18 protein-coding genes are annotated in these 20081 nt (G+C 63.7%); 12 read left to right on the forward strand and 6 right to left on the reverse strand.

Going from position 1 to position 20081, the window contains the following annotated elements:
• Position 1: 1 nt before the first annotated feature.
• Positions 2-1150, reverse strand: coding sequence for a galactonate dehydratase (dgoD, locus tag EOB49_RS26715; RefSeq protein ID WP_127382745.1), 1149 nt, complete (start codon positions 1148-1150; stop codon positions 2-4).
• Between the two features lie 8 nt (positions 1151-1158).
• Positions 1159-1905 carry a FadR/GntR family transcriptional regulator gene (locus EOB49_RS26720; protein WP_127382746.1) on the reverse strand — a complete coding sequence of 249 codons (747 nt, stop codon included), beginning with the start codon at positions 1903-1905 and terminating at the stop codon, positions 1159-1161.
• 201 nt (positions 1906-2106) lie between these two features.
• Here EOB49_RS26720 and EOB49_RS26725 point away from each other — a divergent pair, with 201 nt between their 5' ends.
• The 6 genes from EOB49_RS26725 (at position 2107) to EOB49_RS26750 (ending at position 9074) form a co-directional block, all read left to right on the forward strand.
• Positions 2107-3096 (forward strand): arabinose ABC transporter substrate-binding protein, encoded by a 990-nt coding sequence (locus tag EOB49_RS26725; protein ID WP_127382747.1) that lies wholly within the window; start codon positions 2107-2109, stop codon positions 3094-3096.
• 69 nt (positions 3097-3165) lie between these two features.
• On the forward strand, positions 3166-4677 hold the full coding sequence (gene araG, locus EOB49_RS26730; protein ID WP_127382748.1) for an L-arabinose ABC transporter ATP-binding protein AraG: 1512 nt from the start codon (positions 3166-3168) through the stop codon (positions 4675-4677).
• Between the two features lie 10 nt (positions 4678-4687).
• Positions 4688-5638, forward strand: coding sequence for an L-arabinose ABC transporter permease AraH (gene araH, locus EOB49_RS26735; RefSeq protein WP_027039818.1), 951 nt, complete (start codon positions 4688-4690; stop codon positions 5636-5638).
• Positions 5639-5653: 15 nt separating this feature from the next.
• Complete coding sequence (locus EOB49_RS26740; protein ID WP_127382749.1) at positions 5654-6430, forward strand: SDR family oxidoreductase; 777 nt, start codon at positions 5654-5656, stop codon at positions 6428-6430.
• Positions 6431-6444: 14 nt separating this feature from the next.
• A complete protein-coding gene (locus EOB49_RS26745) occupies positions 6445-8157 on the forward strand; it encodes an IlvD/Edd family dehydratase (protein WP_127382750.1) in 1713 nt (570 codons plus the stop codon).
• Between the two features lie 11 nt (positions 8158-8168).
• Positions 8169-9074 carry a dihydrodipicolinate synthase family protein gene (locus EOB49_RS26750; protein WP_127382751.1) on the forward strand — a complete coding sequence of 302 codons (906 nt, stop codon included), beginning with the start codon at positions 8169-8171 and terminating at the stop codon, positions 9072-9074.
• A 14-nt stretch (positions 9075-9088) separates the two neighbouring features.
• Here EOB49_RS26750 and EOB49_RS26755 read toward each other — a convergent pair whose 3' ends face one another.
• From EOB49_RS26755 to EOB49_RS26770, 4 genes are all read right to left on the reverse strand, one after another.
• The gene (locus EOB49_RS26755; RefSeq protein ID WP_127271930.1) at positions 9089-9835 is read right to left on the reverse strand and encodes an SDR family NAD(P)-dependent oxidoreductase; all 747 of its coding nucleotides are present in this window, start codon (positions 9833-9835) and stop codon (positions 9089-9091) included.
• A gap of 68 nt (positions 9836-9903) precedes the next feature.
• Positions 9904-11415, reverse strand: a complete 1512-nt coding sequence (locus tag EOB49_RS26760; RefSeq protein WP_127382752.1) for an altronate dehydratase family protein — start codon at positions 11413-11415, stop codon at positions 9904-9906.
• Positions 11416-11650: 235 nt separating this feature from the next.
• Positions 11651-11980: an L-rhamnose mutarotase gene (locus EOB49_RS26765; RefSeq protein WP_127382753.1), complete on the reverse strand. Its 330-nt coding sequence runs from the start codon at positions 11978-11980 to the stop codon at positions 11651-11653.
• A 20-nt stretch (positions 11981-12000) separates the two neighbouring features.
• Complete coding sequence (locus tag EOB49_RS26770; RefSeq protein WP_127382754.1) at positions 12001-12675, reverse strand: GntR family transcriptional regulator; 675 nt, start codon at positions 12673-12675, stop codon at positions 12001-12003.
• A 334-nt stretch (positions 12676-13009) separates the two neighbouring features.
• On the opposite strand from EOB49_RS26770, the gene EOB49_RS26775 reads away from it, so the two are divergent.
• The 6 genes from EOB49_RS26775 to EOB49_RS26800 form a co-directional block, all read left to right on the forward strand.
• Entirely contained in the window at positions 13010-14512 is a 1503-nt protein-coding gene (locus EOB49_RS26775) for a sugar ABC transporter ATP-binding protein (RefSeq protein WP_127382755.1), read from the forward strand.
• On the forward strand, positions 14509-15507 hold the full coding sequence (locus EOB49_RS26780; protein ID WP_245472850.1) for an ABC transporter permease: 999 nt from the start codon (positions 14509-14511) through the stop codon (positions 15505-15507). Before EOB49_RS26775 ends, EOB49_RS26780 begins: the two co-directional genes overlap by 4 nt.
• Positions 15507-16502: an ABC transporter permease gene (locus tag EOB49_RS26785; RefSeq protein ID WP_127382756.1), complete on the forward strand. Its 996-nt coding sequence runs from the start codon at positions 15507-15509 to the stop codon at positions 16500-16502. Before EOB49_RS26780 ends, EOB49_RS26785 begins: the two co-directional genes overlap by 1 nt.
• Positions 16503-16516: 14 nt before the next feature.
• Positions 16517-17455, forward strand: a complete 939-nt coding sequence (locus EOB49_RS26790) for a sugar ABC transporter substrate-binding protein (RefSeq protein ID WP_127382757.1) — start codon at positions 16517-16519, stop codon at positions 17453-17455.
• A gap of 238 nt (positions 17456-17693) precedes the next feature.
• Positions 17694-18866 (forward strand): FMNH2-dependent alkanesulfonate monooxygenase, encoded by a 1173-nt coding sequence (gene ssuD, locus EOB49_RS26795; protein WP_127382758.1) that lies wholly within the window; start codon positions 17694-17696, stop codon positions 18864-18866.
• Positions 18863-20081 (forward strand): FAD/NAD(P)-binding protein (locus tag EOB49_RS26800; protein ID WP_127382759.1); only part of this gene is annotated, 1219 nt, incomplete at its 3' end. The genes ssuD and EOB49_RS26800, both read left to right, overlap by 4 nt.

Genomic DNA, 20081 nt, shown 5'->3' on the forward strand with positions numbered 1-20081 from the left:
ATCACCACTCGGCGAAGGAGCCGTCCTTATGGCGCCAGATCGGGTTGCGCCAGCGGTGGCCTTCCTTGGCGCGTTCCTTGACATAGTCCTCGTCGATCTCGACACCCAGGCCCGGGCCGTCGGGAATGGCGACATAGCCATCCTCGTAGCGGAAGACGTCCTTGTTGGCGGCATAGTCGAGCAGGTCGTTGGCGGCATTGTAGTGGATGCCGAGGCTCTGCTCCTGGATGAAGCAGTTGTAGCTGACCGCGTCGAGCTGCAGGCACGCAGCAAGCGCGATCGGCCCGAGCGGGCAGTGCGGCGCCACCGCCACGTCATAGGCTTCCGCCATCGCCGCGATCTTGCGGCATTCGGTGATGCCGCCGGCATGCGACAGGTCTGGCTGGATGATATCGACGACACCTTCCTCGAACACCGACTTGAAGTCCCAGCGGCTATAGAGCCGCTCACCGAGCGCAATCGGCGTCGAGCCAAGCGCGGCGATCTCCTTCAGCGCCTCGCGGTTTTCGCTGAGCACCGGCTCCTCGATGAACATCAGCCTGTAAGGCTCCAGTTCTTTGACCAGGGCACGCGCCATCGGCCGGTGGACGCGGCCATGAAAATCGACGGCGATGCCGATGTTGGGTCCGACAGCCTCGCGCACCATGGCGACGCGTTCGACAGCCGCGTCGATCTTGTCATGGCTGTCGACGATCTGCAGCTCTTCGGTGCCGTTCATCTTCAACGCCAGGAAACCGCGTGCAACCATTTCCTTGGCTCCAGCGGCCACTTCGGCCGGCCGGTCTCCGCCGATCCAGGAATAGACCTTGATCGTGTCGCGCAGCTTGCCACCGAGCAGTTCATGCACAGGCACGCCGAGCGCCTTGCCCTTGATGTCCCACAGCGCCTGGTCGATGCCCGCAATGGCGCTCATCAGGATCGGCCCGCCACGGTAGAAGCCGCCGCGGTGCATCACCGTCCAGTGGTCCTCGATCAGGCGGGGATCCTTGCCGATGAGGTAATCGCCAAGCTCCTTGACCGCTGCCTCGACGGTCAGTGCCCGGCCCTCGACGACCGGCTCGCCCCAGCCGGTGACGCCGGCATCGGTCTCGATTTTCAGGAACAGCCAGCGCGGCGGAACGATGTAGGTGGTGAGCGAGAGGATTTTCATGCGCAGTCTCAGTTGCTCTTGAGTTTCTTGGCGCTGACGAGGTCGCGCGCCGCAAGGTCGAGGATCTTGTTTGCGGCCCCACGCGCCGCCTCGGCGTCGCGCATGCGCAGCGCCTCGACCACCTCGCGGTGCGCCGCCACGGCCTCCATGCGCCGGTCGAGCGAAATCACCGCCGTCGCCTCGAGCGAGAATTTCAGCCCGGTGTCGATGAGATTGCCGATCTGGCGAAAGATCGGGTTGTGGCTCGCGGCATAGACGATCTGGTGGAAAGCGATGTCGCTGCGCGAGAAGGCGGCGAGGTCCTCGCCAGCGCCGGCCATGCCTCGCCATGCCGCTTCGAGATCGGCGATTTCCTGCAGCGTCGCGCGGGTGGCGGCGAGTTCTGCGACCAGCGGTTCGATGGCGCGGCGCGTTTCGAGGATGGCGTCGAAGAGCTTGTCGTCCAGCGCGGGCGGCGCGTGCCAGGCGAGCACCTGCGGGTCGATGATGTTCCAGTCGTCCTCGTTGCAGACGATCGTGCCGATGCGTGGCCGCGACAGCACCAGCCCTTTGGCGGCCAGCACCTTCAGGGCTTCGCGGATCACGGTGCGGCTGACGCCATACTCGACGCCGAGCTCGTTTTCGGTCGGCAAGGAGGAGCCGGCCGGATAGCGCCCGGAGAAGATGTCAGAGGCTATCGCCTTGGTCACATCCGGCATCACGCGCGGGCGGCGAGTGGTCGTATCTCCCGGGGCTTTTTTCAGAATCTCGGTCACCTCAGCCCTCCCTCCAAGGCGGCGAACCGCTGGTTTCGCACAATCGGTCCGCCCTTAACGGATGCGGATCGATTGCGCTAGCGATCGCTGGTCAGAGCATGTACATTAATTATCATACCAGATCAATTGACGAGTATGATAAAAGCGATTAGAGACTCCGGCATCCGGGCTGAGCGCCCGGTCTATCGCTGGGAGGTAATCATGCGACTTTTGAAGACCGCGCTCGTCGCGGGCGCGCTTGCCGTGCTGTCCGTCACGACCATCGCTGCATATGCTCAGGACACCAAAATCGGTTTCATCGTCAAACAGCCCGAGGAGCCGTGGTTCCAGGATGAATGGAAGTTCGCCGACCAGGCCGCCAAGGAGAAGGGCTTTACCCTGGTCAAGATCGGCGCCGAGGACGGTGAGAAGCTGATGTCGGCGATCGACAATCTCGGCGCCCAGGGCGCTCAGGGCTTCATCGTCTGCACACCGGACGTGAAGCTTGGCCCCGGCATCGTCGCCAAGGCCGCCGCCAACAATCTCAAGCTGATGACTGTCGACGACCGTCTGGTCGGCGCCGACGGCAAGGCGCTGGAAGACGTGCCGCATATGGGCATTTCGGCCACCAAGATCGGCGAAGCCGTCGGCCAGGCGATCGTCGACGAAATGAAGGCGCGCGGCTGGAAGGCGGACGAGGTCGGAGCCATCCGCGTCTCCTACGAACAACTGCCGACCGCGGTTGACCGCGTCGAAGGTGCCATCTCGGTGCTGAAGGCAAACGGCTTCAAGGCCGAGAACATCTTCGACGCGCCACAGGCCAAGACCGACACCGAAGCCGCCCTCAACGCCGCAACGGTCGTGCTCAACGCCCATGCCGACATCAAGAAGTGGGTCTCCTTCGGCCTCAACGATGAGGCGGTGCTCGGCGCAGTGCGTGCTTCCGAAAGCGTCGGCATCCCCGCTGACAGCGTGATCGGCGTTGGCATTGGCGGCGCGGATTCCGCAATCAACGAGTTCAAGAAGCCGACCGCCACCGGCTTCGTCGGCACCGTGATCATCTCGCCGAAGCGTCATGGCTACGAGACGGCGCTCAACATGTATGACTGGGTTGCCAACAACAAGGAACCGGAGAAGCTGATCCTGACTTCGGGTGCACTCGCCAAGCGCGACGACTACCAGAAGGTCCGCCAGGGCCTCGGCATCGAATAATCCTCCCTGTACAAACAGGCGGCGCTCATCCCGCCGCCTGTTTGCCATTCCAAAAGAGGATCGCTGCCCGTGTCCTTTCTCGACTTCTCGCACATCACCAAGACCTATCCGGGCGTCAAGGCGCTGTCGGACGTCTCGTTCGGCGTCGACAAAGGCGCCGTGCATGGCCTGATGGGCGAGAACGGCGCCGGCAAATCCACCCTGATCAAGATCCTCTCCGGCGACCAGCATGCCGATCAGGGCGAGATCCGCATTGACGGCAGGGTTCAGGCCTATACCTCGACCCGGGATGCCTTCGACAATGGCGTCATTGTCATTCATCAGGAACTGCAACTCGTTCCTGAACTCACCGTTGCCGAAAACCTCAGCCTAGGTCGTTTCCCCGCCAACGCCGGCATCATCGCCGGCCGCCGGATGCTGGACGACGTCGGCGCCAAGCTGAAATCGGCCGGTATCGACATCGACATGCGCCGCAAGGTCAAGACGCTGTCGATCGGCGAACGCCAGATGGTCGAGATCGCCAAGGCGGTCATGCTCGACGCACGCGTTATTGCGCTGGACGAACCGACCTCGTCACTGTCCTCGCGCGAAAGCGAAATCCTGTTTGCCCTGATCAATCGCCTGCGCAGCGAGGGCAAGGTCATCATCTACGTCTCGCACAGGCTCGATGAGGTGTTCCGGCTCTGCGACAGCCTGACCGTGCTGCGCGACGGCAAGCTCGCGGCGCACCACGCGTCGCTGAAAGGCGTCACCCGCGATCAGGTCGTCGCCGAGATGGTCGGCCGCGAGATTTCGGATATCTGGGGTTTTCGCGCACGAAAAACAGGCGATGTCCGCCTGAAGGTCGACGCTCTCAGCGGCCCCAAACTGCAGACACCGGCCAGTTTCGAGGCAAGGGCAGGCGAGATCGTCGGCTTCTTCGGCCTGATCGGCGCCGGACGCTCGGAGCTGATGCGGTTGGTCTATGGCGCCGATCCGCGCTCGGGCGGCACCATCACCGTCGACGGCAAGCTGGTTCGCGCCACCGATCCGCGTGGCACGATCCGGGCCGGCATCGTGCTGTGCTCGGAGGATCGCAAGCATGACGGCATCATCCAGGGGCGCTCGGTCGAGGAGAACATCAACATCTCGTCGCGGCGTCATCACACGCGCTTCGGCGTGCTCAACCGCGCCAGCGAGATCGCCACGGCCGAGACCTTTATCAAGAAGCTGAAGGTGCGCACGCCGTCGCGCAAGCAGGACATCATCAATCTCTCCGGCGGCAACCAGCAGAAGGTCATCCTCGGCCGCTGGCTGTCCGAACAGGGCGTGCGGGTCCTCATCGTTGACGAGCCGACGCGCGGCATCGATGTCGGTGCCAAATCCGAGATCTATGAGCTACTGTACCAGCTTGCCGAGGATGGCATGGCGATCGTCGTCGTCTCTTCCGAACTGCCGGAAGTGATGGGCATCTGCGACCGTATTCTGGTGATGTGCGGTGGCCGCGTCAGCGCTGAACTCACCCGCGACCAGTTCGCCGAAAAGGCGATCCTGGCCGCCGCTCTCCCCGATCAGAAAACCCCCGACGCGATCGCATCCTGAGGACTTTGGCATGACCGACCAGTTGAAAAAAATCCTGCTCGGCGAACAGGGCCTCGTCGTCATCTTTGTCGTCGCCTTCGCGCTGGTGTCGGCCCTGGTGCCGAACTTCCTTACGGACCGCAACATGCTCGGCCTGCTGCAGTCGGTGGTCACCGTCGGCATCGTCGCCTGCACCATGATGTTCTGCCTCGCCGCGCGCGACTTCGACTTGTCGGTCGGTTCGATCGTCGCCTTTGCCGGCATGGTCGCTGTGATGGCCTCGAATTACACCGGCTCGATCCTGCTTGGCCTGCTGGCGGCAATCGCCTGCGGCGCTTTCGTCGGCTTCATCAACGGCGTTGTCATCGCCAAATTTCGCATCAACGCGCTGATCACGACGCTGGCCACCATGCAGATCGTGCGCGGCTTTGCGCTGATCGCGTCCGACGGCCGCGCCGTCGGCATCAACAGCCCGGATTTCTATCAGCTGGCGCTCTCGAAACTGCTCGGCATACCGACGCCGGTCTGGGTGCTTGCCATCCTGTTTTGCATCTTCGGCTTCGTCCTCAACCGGACCGTTTTCGGCAAGAACACGCTGGCCATCGGCGGCAATCCGGAGGCCTCGCGGCTTGCCGGCGTCAATGTCGACCGGACGCGCATCTGGATTTTTGCGCTGCAAGGCGTCGTCTGCGGTATCGCCGGCATCCTGCTGGCGTCGCGCATCACCTCGGGCCAGCCCAACGCGGCGGTCGGGCTCGAGCTTTCGGTCATTTCGGCCTGCGTGCTCGGCGGCGTTTCGCTCGCCGGCGGCCGCGCCACCATGTCGGGCGTCATCGTCGGCGTGCTGATCATGGGAATCGCCGAAAACGCCATGAACCTGCTCAACATCCCGGCCTTCTACCAGTACATCGTGCGCGGCGTTATTTTGCTGCTGGCCGTGCTGCTCGACAATCTGCGCTCATCGGCACTGGGTCGGCGATAGGCTGGAGGAACAAAAATGGCTGAGCGCCTTTCCGGCAAACGCATTTTCCTGACGGGTGCAGCGCAAGGCATCGGGCTTGCCATCGCCGAAGCCTGTTTGGCCGAAGGCGCAAAACTGTTCCTGGTCGACCGCGACGCCGCACTGCTGGACAAGGCAGTCGCCGGCCTTGCCGCACCGCAAGGCCATGTCGGACATGCGGCAGTCGACATAAGCGACAGCGCCGGGATTGCGGCTGCCGTCAGCCAAGCGGCTGCCGAGATCGGCCCGATCAACGCGCTGATCAACAATGCCGGGGTCAATGTGTTCTCGACGCCGCTCGAGGCGACCGAGGAAGAGTGGAACCGCAACTTCGACGTCAACGTCAAGGGAGCCTGGAACTGCAGCAAGGCGGTGCTGCCGGGCATGATCGCGAGCGGCGGCGCCATCCTCAACATCGCCTCGACGCACAGCTTCACCATCATACCGCACACCTTCCCCTATCCGGTCGCCAAGCACGCGCTGCTCGGCCTGACCAAATCGCTGGCACTCGAATATGCGGCGCAAGGCGTGCGCGTGAACGCGCTGGCGCCGGGCTATGTCGAGACGCAGAAGGCGATCGATTACTGGAACAGCTTTGCCGATCCGGCCACAGCACGCGCCAACACCATGGCGCTGCACCCCGGCGGCCGCATCGCCACGGCGCACGAGATCGCGCTTGCCGCGGTGTTCATGATTTCCGACGAGTGCCCGTTCATGAACGCGGCCACGCTCGTCGTCGACGGTGGACTGAGCCAGCTCCAGCATCCCGCCTGAACGCCGGAAAGACCATGACCAAGAGACGATCGCAGCAGTGGTTCGGCGGGCTGGGCAAGGATGCCTTCATCCACCGCAGCTGGATGAAGAACAACGGCCTGCCCGATGATGCCTTCGACGGCCGTCCGGTGATCGGCATCTGCAACACATTCTCCGAATTCACGCCTTGCCACGTGCATTTCCGTGCTCTGATCGAGCACATCAAGGCCGGCGTGCTGGAAGCTGGCGGCCTGCCGCTCGAATTCCCGGTCTTCTCTTGCGGCGAGTCCAATCTGCGGCCGACGGCGATGCTGTTTCGCAACCTCGCCTCGATGGATGTCGAGGAGGCGATCCGCGGCAATCCGATGGATGGCGTCGTGCTGATGGCCGGCTGCGACAAGACCACGCCGTCGCTGGTCATGGGCGCGGCCTCCTGCGACCTGCCGTCGATCGTCATTTCCGGCGGGCCGATGCTCAATGGCCGCTTTCAGGGCCGGGAGATCGGTTCCGGCACCGATGTGTGGAAATTCTCCGAGGATGTCCGCGCCGGCGTGATGAGCGAGCAGGATTTCGCCGATGCCGAGAGCGCCATGTCGCGCTCGCCCGGCCATTGCATGACCATGGGCACCGCCTCGACCATGGCTTCGATGGTCGAGGCGCTCGGCCTGGCGCTGCCGGGCAACGCCGCCTATCCGGCGGTCGATGCGCGCCGCAGCCGCATCGCCCGCATGACGGGGCGGCGCATCGTCGAGATGGTCAATGAGGATCTGCGCCCGTCGGCCATCCTCAAGAAGGCGGCCTTCGCCAACGCCATCCGCGTCAATGGCGCGATCGGCGGCTCGACCAATGCGGTCGTGCATCTGCTGGCAATCGCCGGCCGCGTCGGCACCGAGCTGACGCTGGACGATTGGGACAGATATGGCCGCGATGTGCCGACCATCCTCGACCTGATGCCGTCCGGCCGTTTCCTGATGGAGGATTTCTGTTACGCCGGTGGCATTCCGGCCGTCATGAAGGAGATGGCCGGTCTGCTCGATCTCGACGCGCTGACCGTCACCGGCAAGACTGTGCGCGAGAACATCACTGACGCCCAAAACTACAATCCGGAGGTGATCCGCCCGCGCGACAAGGCGCTGACATCGCACGGCGGCATCGCGGTGCTGCGCGGCAATCTGGCGCCCGACGGCGCCATTATCAAGCCGTCCGCCGCCTCGCCAGCCCTGATGAAGCATCGTGGCCGCGCCGTCGTCTTCGAGGACATCGACGATTACAAGGCGCGCGTCGACGATCCCTTGCTGGATATCGACGAAACGTCGATCATGGTGCTGAAGAATTGCGGGCCGAAAGGCTATCCCGGCATGGCCGAAGTCGGCAACATGGCGCTGCCTCGGAAGCTGCTGAAACAAAGCGTGCGCGACATGATCCGCATCTCCGACGCCCGCATGTCCGGTACTGCCTTCGGCACTGTCGTTCTGCATGCCGCACCCGAAGCCGCTATCGGCGGCCCGTTGGCGCTGGTTAGGAGCGGCGACTTCATCGAGCTCGATGTCGAAGCGAGGAAGCTGCATCTCGACGTGTCGGAACAGGAGTTGGCGCGGCGTCGTGAATCCTGGCTACCGCCCGTCCCGGCGATGCGCGGCGGCTATCAAGGCCTCTACGTCGACCATGTCCTGCAGGCGGATCGTGGCGCCGACCTCGACTTTCTCGTCGGAAGCCGTGGCCACGCCATCCCGCGCGAAAGCCATTGAGGCCGACCAGCATGCCTAATTTCCGGCCTTTCGATTTCCACGGTATTCACGCCATTCTCTACGCGCTCTTTGACGTGAACGAACAGCTGGACCGCGCGGCGATGCGTCGGCAGGTCGAGATCTGCCTGGCGACCGGCGTGCACGGCATGGCGGCGCTCGGCCTGGCAACGGAAGTCGCCAAGCTGACCGAGGCCGAGCGTCGGACGATCATGGACTGGACGGCGGAAGACACCGCCGGAAAAGTGCCGCTCGCCTTCACCATCTTCGGTTCTTCTGTGGCTGAGCAGGTGGCGCAGGTTCGCCATGCCGAAAGCGTAGGAGCGGATTGGGTGATCCTGCAGCCGCCGCCAGCCGGATCCTATGGTGCGCCGGAATACATCAAGTTCTTCGGCCGCGTCGCCGAGGCGACCGACCTGCCGGTGGCGATCCAGAACGCGCCGGCCTTTTTCGGGCGCGGCCTGTCATCGGACGAAATCCGCGAACTCGTCACGCTTCATCCCAACATAAGGCTGATCAAGGGCGAAGGTCCGGTCACCGACATCGCCGGGCTGATCGAGCGCACCGAAGGCCGGATACCGGTTTTCAACGGACGCGGCGGCCTGGAACTGGTCGACAATTTCCGCATCGGTTGCCGCGGCATGATCCTGGCGCCGGATTGCGCCGACTATGCCGTGCGCGCCTATCATGCGTTCCGCGCCGGAGACGAAGTCACGGCCGAGGCTGAATATGCAAGAATATTGCCGGCTGCCGTCTTCGTCATGCAAGGCATCGAGAGCCTGGTCTGTTACGGCAAGCGGCTGTTCGGCGCCCGCGCCGGCATCCCGGTACATGACCGGGCTCCGGCGATGCGGCCAGGCGAGCCTGGCCTCGCAATGGTGGAGCGCTTTGCGATTGGTCTGGGTCGGTTGCCTGGCTGAACGGCAACTGCCTTTCAGTAGGTCGTCCGTCCACCCGACAGGTCGAACGTGGAGGCGGTTGTAAAGCTGTTCTCCTTGGAGACGAGCCAGGCGACCATCGCCGCGGCTTCGTCAACCTCCAGCAGGCGGCCGCGCGGAATGCGCGAGCGCATATATTCGATGTGCTCCGGCGTCAGTTGTTCGAGGATGCGCGTCTGTGCCGTGGCCGGCGAGATGCAGTTCACGGCGATGTCGTACTGCGCCAGCTCCTTGCCGAGCGACTTGGTCAGGCCGATGACCGCCGCCTTCGAGGCCGAATAGGCTGATGCGTTCGGGTTGCCCTCCTTTCCGGCCACCGAGGCTATGTTGACGATGCGCCCGTAATTGCGCTCCTTCATTCCCGGAACCACGGCGCGGTTGACGTAGAACGTGCCGTTCACATTGACATCGATGACCTTCTTCCACGTCTCGATGTCGTAGACGTCGAGCGGGGCGGCCGGGCCGGCAATTCCGGCGGAATTGACCAGAATGGAAATCTTGCCGGCCAGCTCTTCGGTCCTGGCGCGCGCCGCGTCCACCGACGCCCAATCGGCGACGTCCACGGTCTCCGTCGTGGCGGCGCTGCCGAGTTCCTTCTTGGCGGTTTCGAGGCGGGCCTCATCGAGATCCCACAAGGTTACCGTCGCGCCGGAGGCGACGAAACGTCTGGCCATCGCAAAGCCGAGGCCCTGGGCGCCGCCGGTGACCACAGCGTGCTGGCCGTCAAGATCGATCCTGTTCATGTCGAGCGGTTCTTTCCGTTTGAGCTTTTTCGTGGGCGCCCGCCGGCCTGTGCAGGCGGGCGATATCGCTACATGGTTGCGCCAAGGCTCCATGGCACGAACTCGTTGTCGCCATAGCCGAGCGCTTCCGACCTGGTGCGCCCGCCGGAAGCGACGCGCAGGATCTCGGCGAAGATCTCCTCGCCCTTCTCGGCCAGCGAGACGCCGTCCAGTATGTCTCCGCAATTGATGTCCATGTCCTCGCGCATCTGCTCGAAGATAAAGGTGTTGGAGGCAAGCTTGATCGAGGGCGTCGGCTTGCAGCCGAAGGCCGAACCGCGGCCGGTGGTGAAGCACAATATGTTGGCGCCGCCGGCGACCTGCCCGGTGGCCGAGACCGGATCGTAGCCAGGCGTATCCATGAAGACGAGGCCGCGCTCGTTGATCGGCTCGGCATATTCCAGCACTGCGCGCAGATTGGTGGTGCCGCCCTTGGCGGAGGCGCCGAGCGATTTCTCCAGGATGGTCGTCAGCCCACCCAGCTTGTTGCCGGGCGAAGGGTTGTTGTTCATCTCCATGTCGTGCCTGGCGGTATAATCCTCCCACCAGCGGATGCGCTCGATCAGCTTTTCACCCACCGCGCGGCTCTCGGCGCGCAAGGCGAGAAGATGTTCGGCGCCATAGATTTCGGGCGTCTCCGAGAGCACGGCCGTGCCGCCTTGCCCGACAAGCAGGTCCACCGCAGCACCCAGTGCCGGATTGGCGCTGATGCCGGAGTAACCGTCCGATCCGCCGCATTGCAGTGCTAGCACCAGTTCGGAGGCTGGTTGCGGCGTCCTTTCGGCGGCGTTCACCGTAGGCAGCATGTCGACGATCGCCTTGACGCCGGCCTCGACTGTCTTTCGCGTGCCGCCGGTTTCCTGGATCGTCATCGTGCGGAAAATCGTGCTCTCCTCGATGTTGTACGACTGCATCCAGCGCGGAATCTGGAACGCTTCGCAGCCGAGCCCGACCATCAGCACGCCGCCGACATTGGGGTTCGTGGCAAAGCCCCATTGCGTGCGCTTCAGCAGGTCGTAAGCGGGACCCTTGGTGTCGATGCCGCAGCCGGTGCCGTGGACGAGGGCGATGATGCCGTCGACATTGGGATAGTCGCGCAGGATGCCGGACCGATTGACCTCGTCGGTGATGAACCGGGCGACGCTGGCAGAGCAGTTCACCGACGTCAGCACGGCAATGAAGTTGCGCGTGCCCACCTTGCCGCTCGGCCGGCGGTAACCCATGAAGGTGGCCCGCTCGGCCTCGGCAACGATCTCGGTTTGCCTGGTATTGGTGCCGAAGACGTAGTCGCGTTCGAAATTGCGCAGATACACATTGTGCTCGTGAACCCAGTCGCCGGCGACAATGGGTTCCCGCGCAAAACCAATGGTCTGGCCGTATTTCACGATAGGCTCGTCCGAGCCGATGTCGCGCAGCGCCATCTTATGCCCGCGCGGTATGCGCGCCTTCGCTGCCACGTCCCCGGCTTTGTCGCCGATCTTCAACGGATCGACCGCCAGAAGAATGTTGTCGGTATCCGACAGCTTGATGAACCGTGCCATAACCCAAACTCTGAAAAAGCTCTCCCCGACAAGGAGCGTCGAGAGGCAAAAGTGATTTGGAATACTAATATAATAGAATGTCAGTGGTCAAGGTGCGGTTGCGAAAGGCCTGGACTGCAGGGCGTTGCGGCGGATCGGTCAGGTGAGTGGCGTGCGATGAGTGCGCCTTGCGGCGCAGTTTGAGGGCGGCAAACGGCTGGATGAAACAACGGATCGCCGCCCGGCCGGGACACGGTCAGTCGAGATGGAAGACCTCTTCCATCACCGCCCACCATTCGCCGTCGGCGCGCGTCGGCAGTGGCGTCTGCATGGGGTCGCACAGCTCCCACCATTTGCGCATCGCCGGCGACTCGCTCATCCGCGCCGCATCCCTGGCGAAGTCGCTGCCGTGATACTCCCAGCAGGCGAACAGAAGGTTCTCCGGTTCGCGCAGGAAGATCGAATAGTTGCGGATGTTGGCGCGGCTGATGACGTCGAGCACTTCGGGCCAGACGGCGGCGTGGACGCGCTTGTAGTCCGCGATCGCCTCGGCTTTCACGCCGATACATAGTCCCATTCTTTGCATGCCGGTGGCTCGCAGGGGCTTCAGTCGAGAAGGTCGGCGGCGACTTCGAGCGTGTTGCGGAACGACGTCTCGAGATGATGTTCCATGGCCCTTGCCGCCCCCTCGGCGTCGTGGCGCTTCAGCGCGTCGAAAATGGCCTCGTGCTGCTCGATCGTCTGTTCTCCATAGCCCGGTCTGGGGATGGCGAGATAGCGTCCGCGATCCATCTGTGCCTTCGAGATGTCGACGGCTCTCCAGATCATCGGCAGGCCGCAGATCTCGGCTATGGTGCGGTGGAAGACATCGTCGAGTTGTATCGCGGTGGCATATCTGCCGCGGGATATGGCAAGCCGGTGCGCCGCCATGTTGTCTTCCAGCAATTCGCTGGCCGCCGCTGTGAGCTTGGCGGCCGCGCGTCGGGCGCTCTCCATCTCCAGTGCCCGCCGAATGACATAGGCTTCTTCCAGGTCGGCCCGGCTGATCGGAGCGACATAGGTGCCGGTCTGTGCCAAGATCTTGACCAGGCCCTCGTCGCTGATGCGCTTGACCGCTTCGCGCACCGGGGTGCGCGACACCCCCAGGGCCTCCGCGATGGCGACTTCGTTGATGACCTCTCCCGGCTTCAACTGCCCGACGACGATCAGGTTGCGGATCTTGTGGTAGATCTGATCGCGGAGCGGAAGAGCCCGATTGAGCGTCGAAGGATCCAGGTCCATTGCAAATCCGTGTCTTCGTTCACCAAAAATGGCCAGATAATACTAGAATGTCAATCGGAACGCATCCAATGGAAGCGGTCGGGTGTCGGTGGATACGATGTCCATAACGATCGCCGGAATCCAGCTTGCCAGAACTGTTATATTAGTGCAATAGTCATCATCCGCGGTGAGAAATTCAACCGCAACCGAGAGCCTGGACTGAGCCGCGTGTTCAAAAGCCCGGACGTTCAAGCCAGTTCGAAGAGGGGTCGAGCTGCGTTGAAGCAACTATTATACTAACATATCGATGGTCGATACCGAGGACGGCCAGCCGCCAGGAGGAACCTAGCCAGATATGACTGTCGCCGCCGATTGCGCCTTGGACATGCGAGGCATCAGCAAGACGTTCCCGGGCGTGAAGGCTCTGTCCAACGTCAATTTCGCCGTGAAATTCGGCACCGTTCATGCGGTTGTGGGTGAGAACGGCGCCGGCAAATCGACGCTGATGAAAGTGCTCAACGGGTCCTACGCACCCACCAGCGGCACAATCAGGGTCGGCGGCGCCGAAGTGCGCATGCGCCGGCCCGCCGACGCCCAGGCGCTGGGCATCCGCATGGTGCATCAGGAAATCAATCTGGTCCCCGACCTGAGCGTCGCCGAAAACGTCTATCTCGGCCGCATGCCGGGCAAGTGGACCTTTCTGCGCAAGGGCGAGATGATCCGGGCGGCAGCCGCCGTCCTCGATGAGCTCGGAGCGGCCATCAACCCGCGCGAACGGCTCGGCAACCTGTCGATCAGCCAGCAGCAGCTCGTCGAGATCGCCAAGGCCTACGCGGCGCAGCCCAGGATCATCGTCCTGGACGAACCGACATCCAGCCTCAGCGAGCATGAGACGGCGGCGTTGTTCCGGATCTTGCGCAAGATGCGCGATGACGGAATCGCCATCATCTATATCAGCCACCGACTGAAGGAGGTGCTCGAAATCGCCGACGAGGTGACTGTGCTGCGCGACGGCTCAATGATCGAGACGCGGCCGATCGAAGGCATAAATGCCGCTCACATGATCAGGCTGATGGTCGGTCGCGAAGTCAGCAATGTCTTCCCGAAAAGCCCCGCCGAGATCGGCAAGTCGGTGCTGCGCGTCGAACGCATCAGCGACGGCACGCGCTTCCGCGATGTCAGCTTCGATGTACGCGCCGGCGAGATACTGGGCTTGACCGGGCTGGTGGGTGCTGGCCGCACCGAGGTCGCCCGCGCAATCTTCGGCCTGTCGCGGCTTGTCGAGGGCTCGGTCAGCGTCAACGGACGCAAGGTCTCGATCAACTCGCCATCCCAGGCGGTCAGGGCAGGCATTGCCTATGTTCCGGAAGATCGCAAGGGCGACGGCGTCGTGCCTGGAATGTCGATCCGGGAAAACATCAGCCTGCCCATATTGCGCCGCCTGAGCCGTTTCGGGCGCATCAGCCGCAGTGCCGATCACGCGCTTGCCGCGGACTCGGTCAAGCAGTTTTCGATTTCACCGCCCGACGGCGAACGGCGCATCAGCCTTCTGTCGGGCGGTAACCAGCAGAAGGCGGTCATCGCCAAATGGCTTGCCGCCAAACCTTCGGCCTTGATCCTCGACGAGCCGACGCGGGGCGTCGACGTCGGCGCCAAGGCCGAGATCCACCACATCATCGGCCAACTCGTCGCCGGCGGCATGGCGGTGGTGATGATCTCCGCGGAACTGCCCGAAATCCTTGGCGTCTGCGACCGCGTGGTGGTGATGCGCGATGGACACGCCTCCGAGCCTCTCCTGCGCAGCGAATTGAGCGAGGAACGCATCATGGCGCTGGCGACCGGGGAGGAGATGGCGTGACCGAAGCGGCCATGGAGATCGGTGGCGTGAACCGCAACGACCGCTTCACGCGCGGCAACAGGCTTGTCGGTGTCCTGTCGAGGGCGGGGCTGGCCTTCGCCATCCTCGCCGTGATGCTCTACGGCTCCTTCGTCAGCCCCGCCTTCTTCACATCAGGCAATTTGCTCAACGTCCTGACCTCGATGTCCATCGTCGGCATCGTCGTCGTCGGCATGACCTTCGTGCTCGTGGTCGGCGGCCTTGCCGACCTCTCGGTGCCGGCCACCATCGCCTGCGGCGCCATCCTGTCGCTCGGGCTGCAGCCAATGATCGGGCCGCTGCCGGCCTTCGTCCTGGCCGTCGGCCTTGCCGGCCTCATAGGCCTGCTCAACGGCGTCTTGGTCGGCTATGTCGGCATCAACCCCATCATCGCCACGCTCGGCATCGGCACGATCGGACTGGGCATCGTCCAGGCGGCTGTCGGCGGGGTCATCGTCTATGGCAGCAATCCCGCCTCCGCCGAGTTCGCCAAGGGCCGGCTGTTCGGCATTCCAGTCGTGGTGCTGATCTTCCTGGTCATTGCTCTTGTCGGCCATTTCGTGCTGTCCCGCTCCTTCTGGGGCAGATGGATGCTTGCCACCGGCGGCAATTACAGCGCCGCCGAGGCAAGTGCGGTTCCGGTGCAGGCCGTGAAGGCTGGCGCCTTCGTGATCACAGCACTCGCTTCCGGCATCAGCGGCGGCCTGCTCGGGCTGACGCTGCAGAGCGCGCGGCCGCTCATCGGCGGCGGCTACGAATTCAGTGCCATCACGGCGGTGGTGGTCGGCGGCGTGTCGATCGTCGGCGGCTTCGGATCGGTGCCACGGGCCATCGCCGGCCTCATCTTCGTGCAACTGTTGACCAACGTCATGGTGCTCGGCGGTGTGCGCACGCCGATCCAGGGTTTCGTGCTCGGCATCCTGATCGTCGGCGCCGTTGGCATGGATGCGGCGCTGCGCAAGCGGGGCGTGTCGTGATGCGTTTTCTTTCGCTTGTCTCGCAGCATCGCGTCATCATCATTCTCGGCCTGACGCTCATCGTTTCCGCGCTGGTGGTCCCCGGCTACCTCTCGGCATCGACCCTCGGCCTCGGCCTCGACCGGGCGGCGACGATCGGCCTGATCGCCATCGGCCTGACGGTGCTTTTGATATCGGGCCAGATCGACCTCTCCGGTGGCGCGGTGTTTGCCCTGGCCGGCATCGTGTCGGTCATCCTGCAGCGAGAGATCGGCATCCTGCCTGCTGCGATCGTCGGCATCCTGGTCGGTACCCTGGCAGGCGCCGTCAACGGCATGCTGGTCGTCGGCCTGAAGGTGAATTCGCTCGTGCTGACGCTCGCGACGATGCTCATCTTCCGCTCGCTAGCGCACTGGATCACCAACAGCCAGCCGGTGACCGGAACCGACATCATGCTCTCCCTGGCGCTGGCCAAGATCTACCTCGATGTCTTCACCCTCCGCAGCGCGCTGTTCATCGCCCTGATCGTGCTGCTGCATTTCTGGCTGACGCGCACCATACCTGGGCGCAACGTCTTTGCGGTGGGATCCAACCCGGCGGCTGCCAAGGAAAGCGGTATCGCCTCGGACCGTATCGTCTTTCTCGGCTTTGTCTTTGCCGGCACGCTTGCCGGCCTGGCGGGGGTTCTCCAGAGCCTCGTCACCAACACCGGCTCGCCCGTCTTCGGCTCGGAACTGACGGTTGCCGTCATTGCCGCGGTCGTTGTCGGCGGGACTCGTCTCGAAGGCGGCAGGGGATCCGCGCTCGGCACGCTCGGCGGCGTGCTGACGATCGGCTCGCTGACCATCGCGATGGAGTTCCAGTCCGTTCCCGCATACGTCCAGCAGGTCGTGTCCGGGCTTATCCTGATCCTGCTCGTCGTGCTCGATCGGGCCGTTACCACCAAGGGGAGGGCTCCGGGCACGCGCCCGGCGCTCGTTCGCGACAATCCAATCACTCAAGGAGGAACCACATGATTGGGAGGAAACACATGATTGGCAAGAAAAGCATGCTTCACGTCGCCGCCGTGGCGGCTGTGCTGGCATCGACGGGCTGGGCCAGCGCCAAGACGGTCTGCTACGTGACGGCAGCGGATTCGCATGCCTACGCGACGCCGGCCAACAAGGCGCTTCAGGCGCGCGCCGCGGAACTCGGCATCGAGATCCTGAGCCTCAGCCAGGATTTTGATGTCCAGAAAGGCACCGAGCAGCTCAACACCTGCGTTGCGCGCAAGGTCGACGGCATCATCCTGTGGCCGCTCGACCCGCAGGCATACATACCGGGGCTGGCGCGCGCGCAGCAGGCGAACATTCCGGCGATCCTCATCAATTCACCGATGAGCGACGATGCCAAGCCGTTCATCAAGTCGTTCACCGGGCCTGACGTCTACGAGGAAGGCAAGCTGGCGGCGGACTCGCTGAGCAAGGCGCTCGGCGGCAAGGGCTCCGTCGTCATCATCGCCGGCCAGGCCGGCAACGGCACCACGATCGGACGCGTCAGCGGCTTCACCGACCGTCTGAAGGAAACCAATGCCGACATCAAGGTGCTCGACACGGTCAACGCCGACTTTGACCAGCAAAAGGCACTGGTGGTCAGCCGCGATCTGATCACACGCTTCGGCGACCAGATCAGCGGCGTCTACGCCAATGACGACACGATGGCCCGCGGCTTCATCGACGCATGGAAGGAGGCCAACCCCTCCAAGGCCGCACCGCCGATCGTCGGCATCAATGGCCAGAACGATGCGTTCGAATCGATCCGCACCAATGAAATGTACTCGACCATCGTCCAGTCGCCCGTCGAGGATGGCCGCCTGGCTATCAACACGATGGCCGCGATCATCGACGGCAAGCAGGTCAAGGACCGGCTGCCCATCCCGCTGACCGTCGTCACCAAGGACAACGTCAACGCGGTCGAACCAGCGTTCTGATACAAGGAGGCCGGCCCGGTGTATTCGGGCCGGCCTCCTTTTCTTGCCAGAGAGAGAAATTCTAATAGCGGCGGCAGAATTGGAATAAACTAACTCTACAGAATTTGTGGAATAAGCAATCTGCACTGGCGATCTGGTTTCCACCCGGACAGGACCACGCCATGCCAACTCTTTCGCATCAGCTACTCACCAAAGCAGGCATATCCGGCCGCCTTCGTCAGGCAGCGGGAGAGAGGCCATGAGCCGGGTCGTGCCGGACCGCATCAAGGTGCTCTGGTTTCTGCCGACGCATGGCGACAGCCGTTATCTTGGCACGGCCGAGGGCGGCAGATCGGTCGATCTGCCGTATCTGACGCAAGTGGCGAAGGCGGCCGACACGCTCGGCTACTATGGCGTGCTGTTGCCGACCGGCCGCTCGTGCGAGGATTCCTGGGTGATCGCATCGGCTCTTGTGCCGATGACCGAACGCTTGCGTTTCCTTGTCGCCGTGCGGCCCGGTTTGCAGTCGCCAACGCTGGCCGCGCGCATGACTGCGACGCTGGATCGCATCTCCAATGGCCGCCTGCTGATCAACGTCGTCACCGGCGGCGATCCGCTGGAGAACAAGGGCGACGGCATTTTTCTGTCGCATGCCGAGCGCTACGAGGTGACGCAGGAATTCCTTCGGATCTACAAGCGGGTGCTGAGCGGCGAGACAGTCGAGCATGAGGGCAAGCATTTCCGCATCGAGGATGGAAGGCTGCTGTTTCCGCCGGTGCAGACGCCCTATCCCCCGCTCTACTTCGGCGGCTCGTCCGACGCTGGGTCCGTGGTGGCGGCGCAGGAGATCGACAAATATTTGACCTGGGGAGAGCCGCCAGCCGATGTCGAGCGCAAGCTGGACGGCATGCGTGAACTGGCGCAGAAGGCCGGCCGCAAGCTCTCCTTCGGCATTAGGCTGCATGTCATCGCGCGCGAAACCACCGAGGAGGCTTGGGCCGCGGCCGACAGGCTGATCAGCCGGCTCGACGACGCGACGATCGCCTCGGCGCAGAAGGTCTTTGCCCGCATGGATTCGGTCGGCCAGGCGCGGATGAGCGCATTGCATGGCGGCAATCGCGCCAAGCTCGAGATCGCCCCCAACCTCTGGTCCGGCGTCGGCTTGGTGCGCGGCGGCGCAGGGACCGCACTTGTCGGCGATCCCGACACGATCGCCGAGCGCATCGACGAGTACCGGCGCCTCGGCATCGATACCTTCATCCTTTCCGGCTATCCGCATCTCGAAGAAGCCTATCGCTTCGGCGAGCTGGTGCTGCCGAAACTGCCGACCGACCATCCGGTCAAGGCAGCCGGCTCGTCCGTAAACACCGGTCCGTTCGGCGAAACCATCGCCGGCGACCACCGGCCGAAGTCGCTCGCCAGCGCCTCGTGAACTTGCTTCCTGCGTCCTCGCGGTTGCGCGTCGCCATTATTGGCGGCGGCTTTTCCGGTGCGGCGGTGGCGTGGCACCTGGCGCAAATGCCTAGACCGGAGCGCATTTCCATTTCCGTGATCGAGCCACGACCGGTTCTTGGCGGTGGCCTTGCCTATTCCAGCGAGGAACCGTCTCATCGGGTCAATGTTCCCGCGGTCAGGATGAGCATGGCTCCCGACGACCCGCAGCATTTTGCACGCTGGTTGACTGGCAGCGGAGAACTCGAACACGACCCGGACGCCATCTGGAAGAACGGCGACGCTTTTCCGCGCCGACGTGTGTTCGGCCGCTACGTCGCCGAGCATCTGGCGCCGTATCTCGGTTCCGGCCTTGTCCGTCATGTCGAAGGTCTCGCCATACGCGTAACGCGCGATGCCAGTGGCGCGGGCTGGACCGTGCATACGTCCAGTGGGTTGGTCGCTGCCGATATCGTCGTCCTGGCAGCGACGCACCCACAGCCCGCTATTCCAGCCGCGCTGATCCATCTGACGGAAGCACCGGGTTTCATCGCCGACCCGTACGCACCAGCGGCGCTTGCCGGGATTGGTCCGGAGGCGTCGGTGCTGATCGTCGGCTCCGGGCTGACCTCTGCCGACATGGTCGCCGAACTCGACCGTCGTGGCCATCGCGGCCGCATCCTGGCGCTGTCGCGCCGCGGCTTACGCTCGCGCGGACACCCCGATGTCAGGGGCGAGCCCTTTGGCGATTTTGCATCCCCGCCGGCCACGACGGCGCTCGGCCTGCTCAGGGTCATTCGCGCGACGCTGACAGCTGCGAGAGCGGCCAATGTCAACTGGCAGTCGGTCTTCGACCAGCTGCGCCTGCAGGGGCCGGTGCTGTGGGCCGCACTTGCCCCGTTGGAGCGGGCAAGGCTGGTGCGTCAGCTGCGCGTGTTCTGGGACGTGCATCGTTTCAGGATCGCTCCGCAGGTGGCGGCGGTGCTCGACCGGCGTCATGCGGCCGGCACATTCGACACCATTGCCGCCAGGCTTGTCGCGTCGAACGATGAGGACGGCAGCCTGGCTGTCAGCTTTCAACGGCGCGGGCAGACACGGATCGAGACGACGCGCTTCGATGCCGTCATCAACACTACGGGTCCGGCTCATGGGCAGGCATTACAGCTGAACCCGGCGCTAAGCTCGCTGGCGGAAGCCGGCTTGATCAGGACGGACC

The organism is Mesorhizobium sp. M7A.F.Ca.MR.148.00.0.0 (genome assembly GCF_003997735.1).
Classification (GTDB): domain Bacteria; phylum Pseudomonadota; class Alphaproteobacteria; order Rhizobiales; family Rhizobiaceae; genus Mesorhizobium.

Bases quoted from the DNA above. Each gene is read 5' to 3' on its own strand.
- dgoD (WP_127382745.1), bottom strand. From the start codon at position 1,150: ATGAAAATCCTCTCGCTCACCACCTACATCGTTCCGCCGCGCTGGCTG.
- EOB49_RS26775 (WP_127382755.1), top strand. From the start codon at position 13,010: ATGACTGTCGCCGCCGATTGCGCCTTGGACATGCGAGGCATCAGCAAG.
- ssuD (WP_127382758.1), top strand. From the start codon at position 17,694: ATGAGCCGGGTCGTGCCGGACCGCATCAAGGTGCTCTGGTTTCTGCCG.
- EOB49_RS26750 (WP_127382751.1), top strand. From the start codon at position 8,169: ATGCCTAATTTCCGGCCTTTCGATTTCCACGGTATTCACGCCATTCTC.
- EOB49_RS26755 (WP_127271930.1), bottom strand. From the start codon at position 9,835: ATGAACAGGATCGATCTTGACGGCCAGCACGCTGTGGTCACCGGCGGC.
- EOB49_RS26760 (WP_127382752.1), bottom strand. From the start codon at position 11,415: ATGGCACGGTTCATCAAGCTGTCGGATACCGACAACATTCTTCTGGCG.
- EOB49_RS26790 (WP_127382757.1), top strand. From the start codon at position 16,517: ATGATTGGCAAGAAAAGCATGCTTCACGTCGCCGCCGTGGCGGCTGTG.
- EOB49_RS26770 (WP_127382754.1), bottom strand. From the start codon at position 12,675: ATGGACCTGGATCCTTCGACGCTCAATCGGGCTCTTCCGCTCCGCGAT.
- EOB49_RS26740 (WP_127382749.1), top strand. From the start codon at position 5,654: ATGGCTGAGCGCCTTTCCGGCAAACGCATTTTCCTGACGGGTGCAGCG.
- EOB49_RS26785 (WP_127382756.1), top strand. From the start codon at position 15,507: ATGCGTTTTCTTTCGCTTGTCTCGCAGCATCGCGTCATCATCATTCTC.
- EOB49_RS26765 (WP_127382753.1), bottom strand. From the start codon at position 11,980: ATGCAAAGAATGGGACTATGTATCGGCGTGAAAGCCGAGGCGATCGCG.
- EOB49_RS26725 (WP_127382747.1), top strand. From the start codon at position 2,107: ATGCGACTTTTGAAGACCGCGCTCGTCGCGGGCGCGCTTGCCGTGCTG.
- EOB49_RS26745 (WP_127382750.1), top strand. From the start codon at position 6,445: ATGACCAAGAGACGATCGCAGCAGTGGTTCGGCGGGCTGGGCAAGGAT.
- araH (WP_027039818.1), top strand. From the start codon at position 4,688: ATGACCGACCAGTTGAAAAAAATCCTGCTCGGCGAACAGGGCCTCGTC.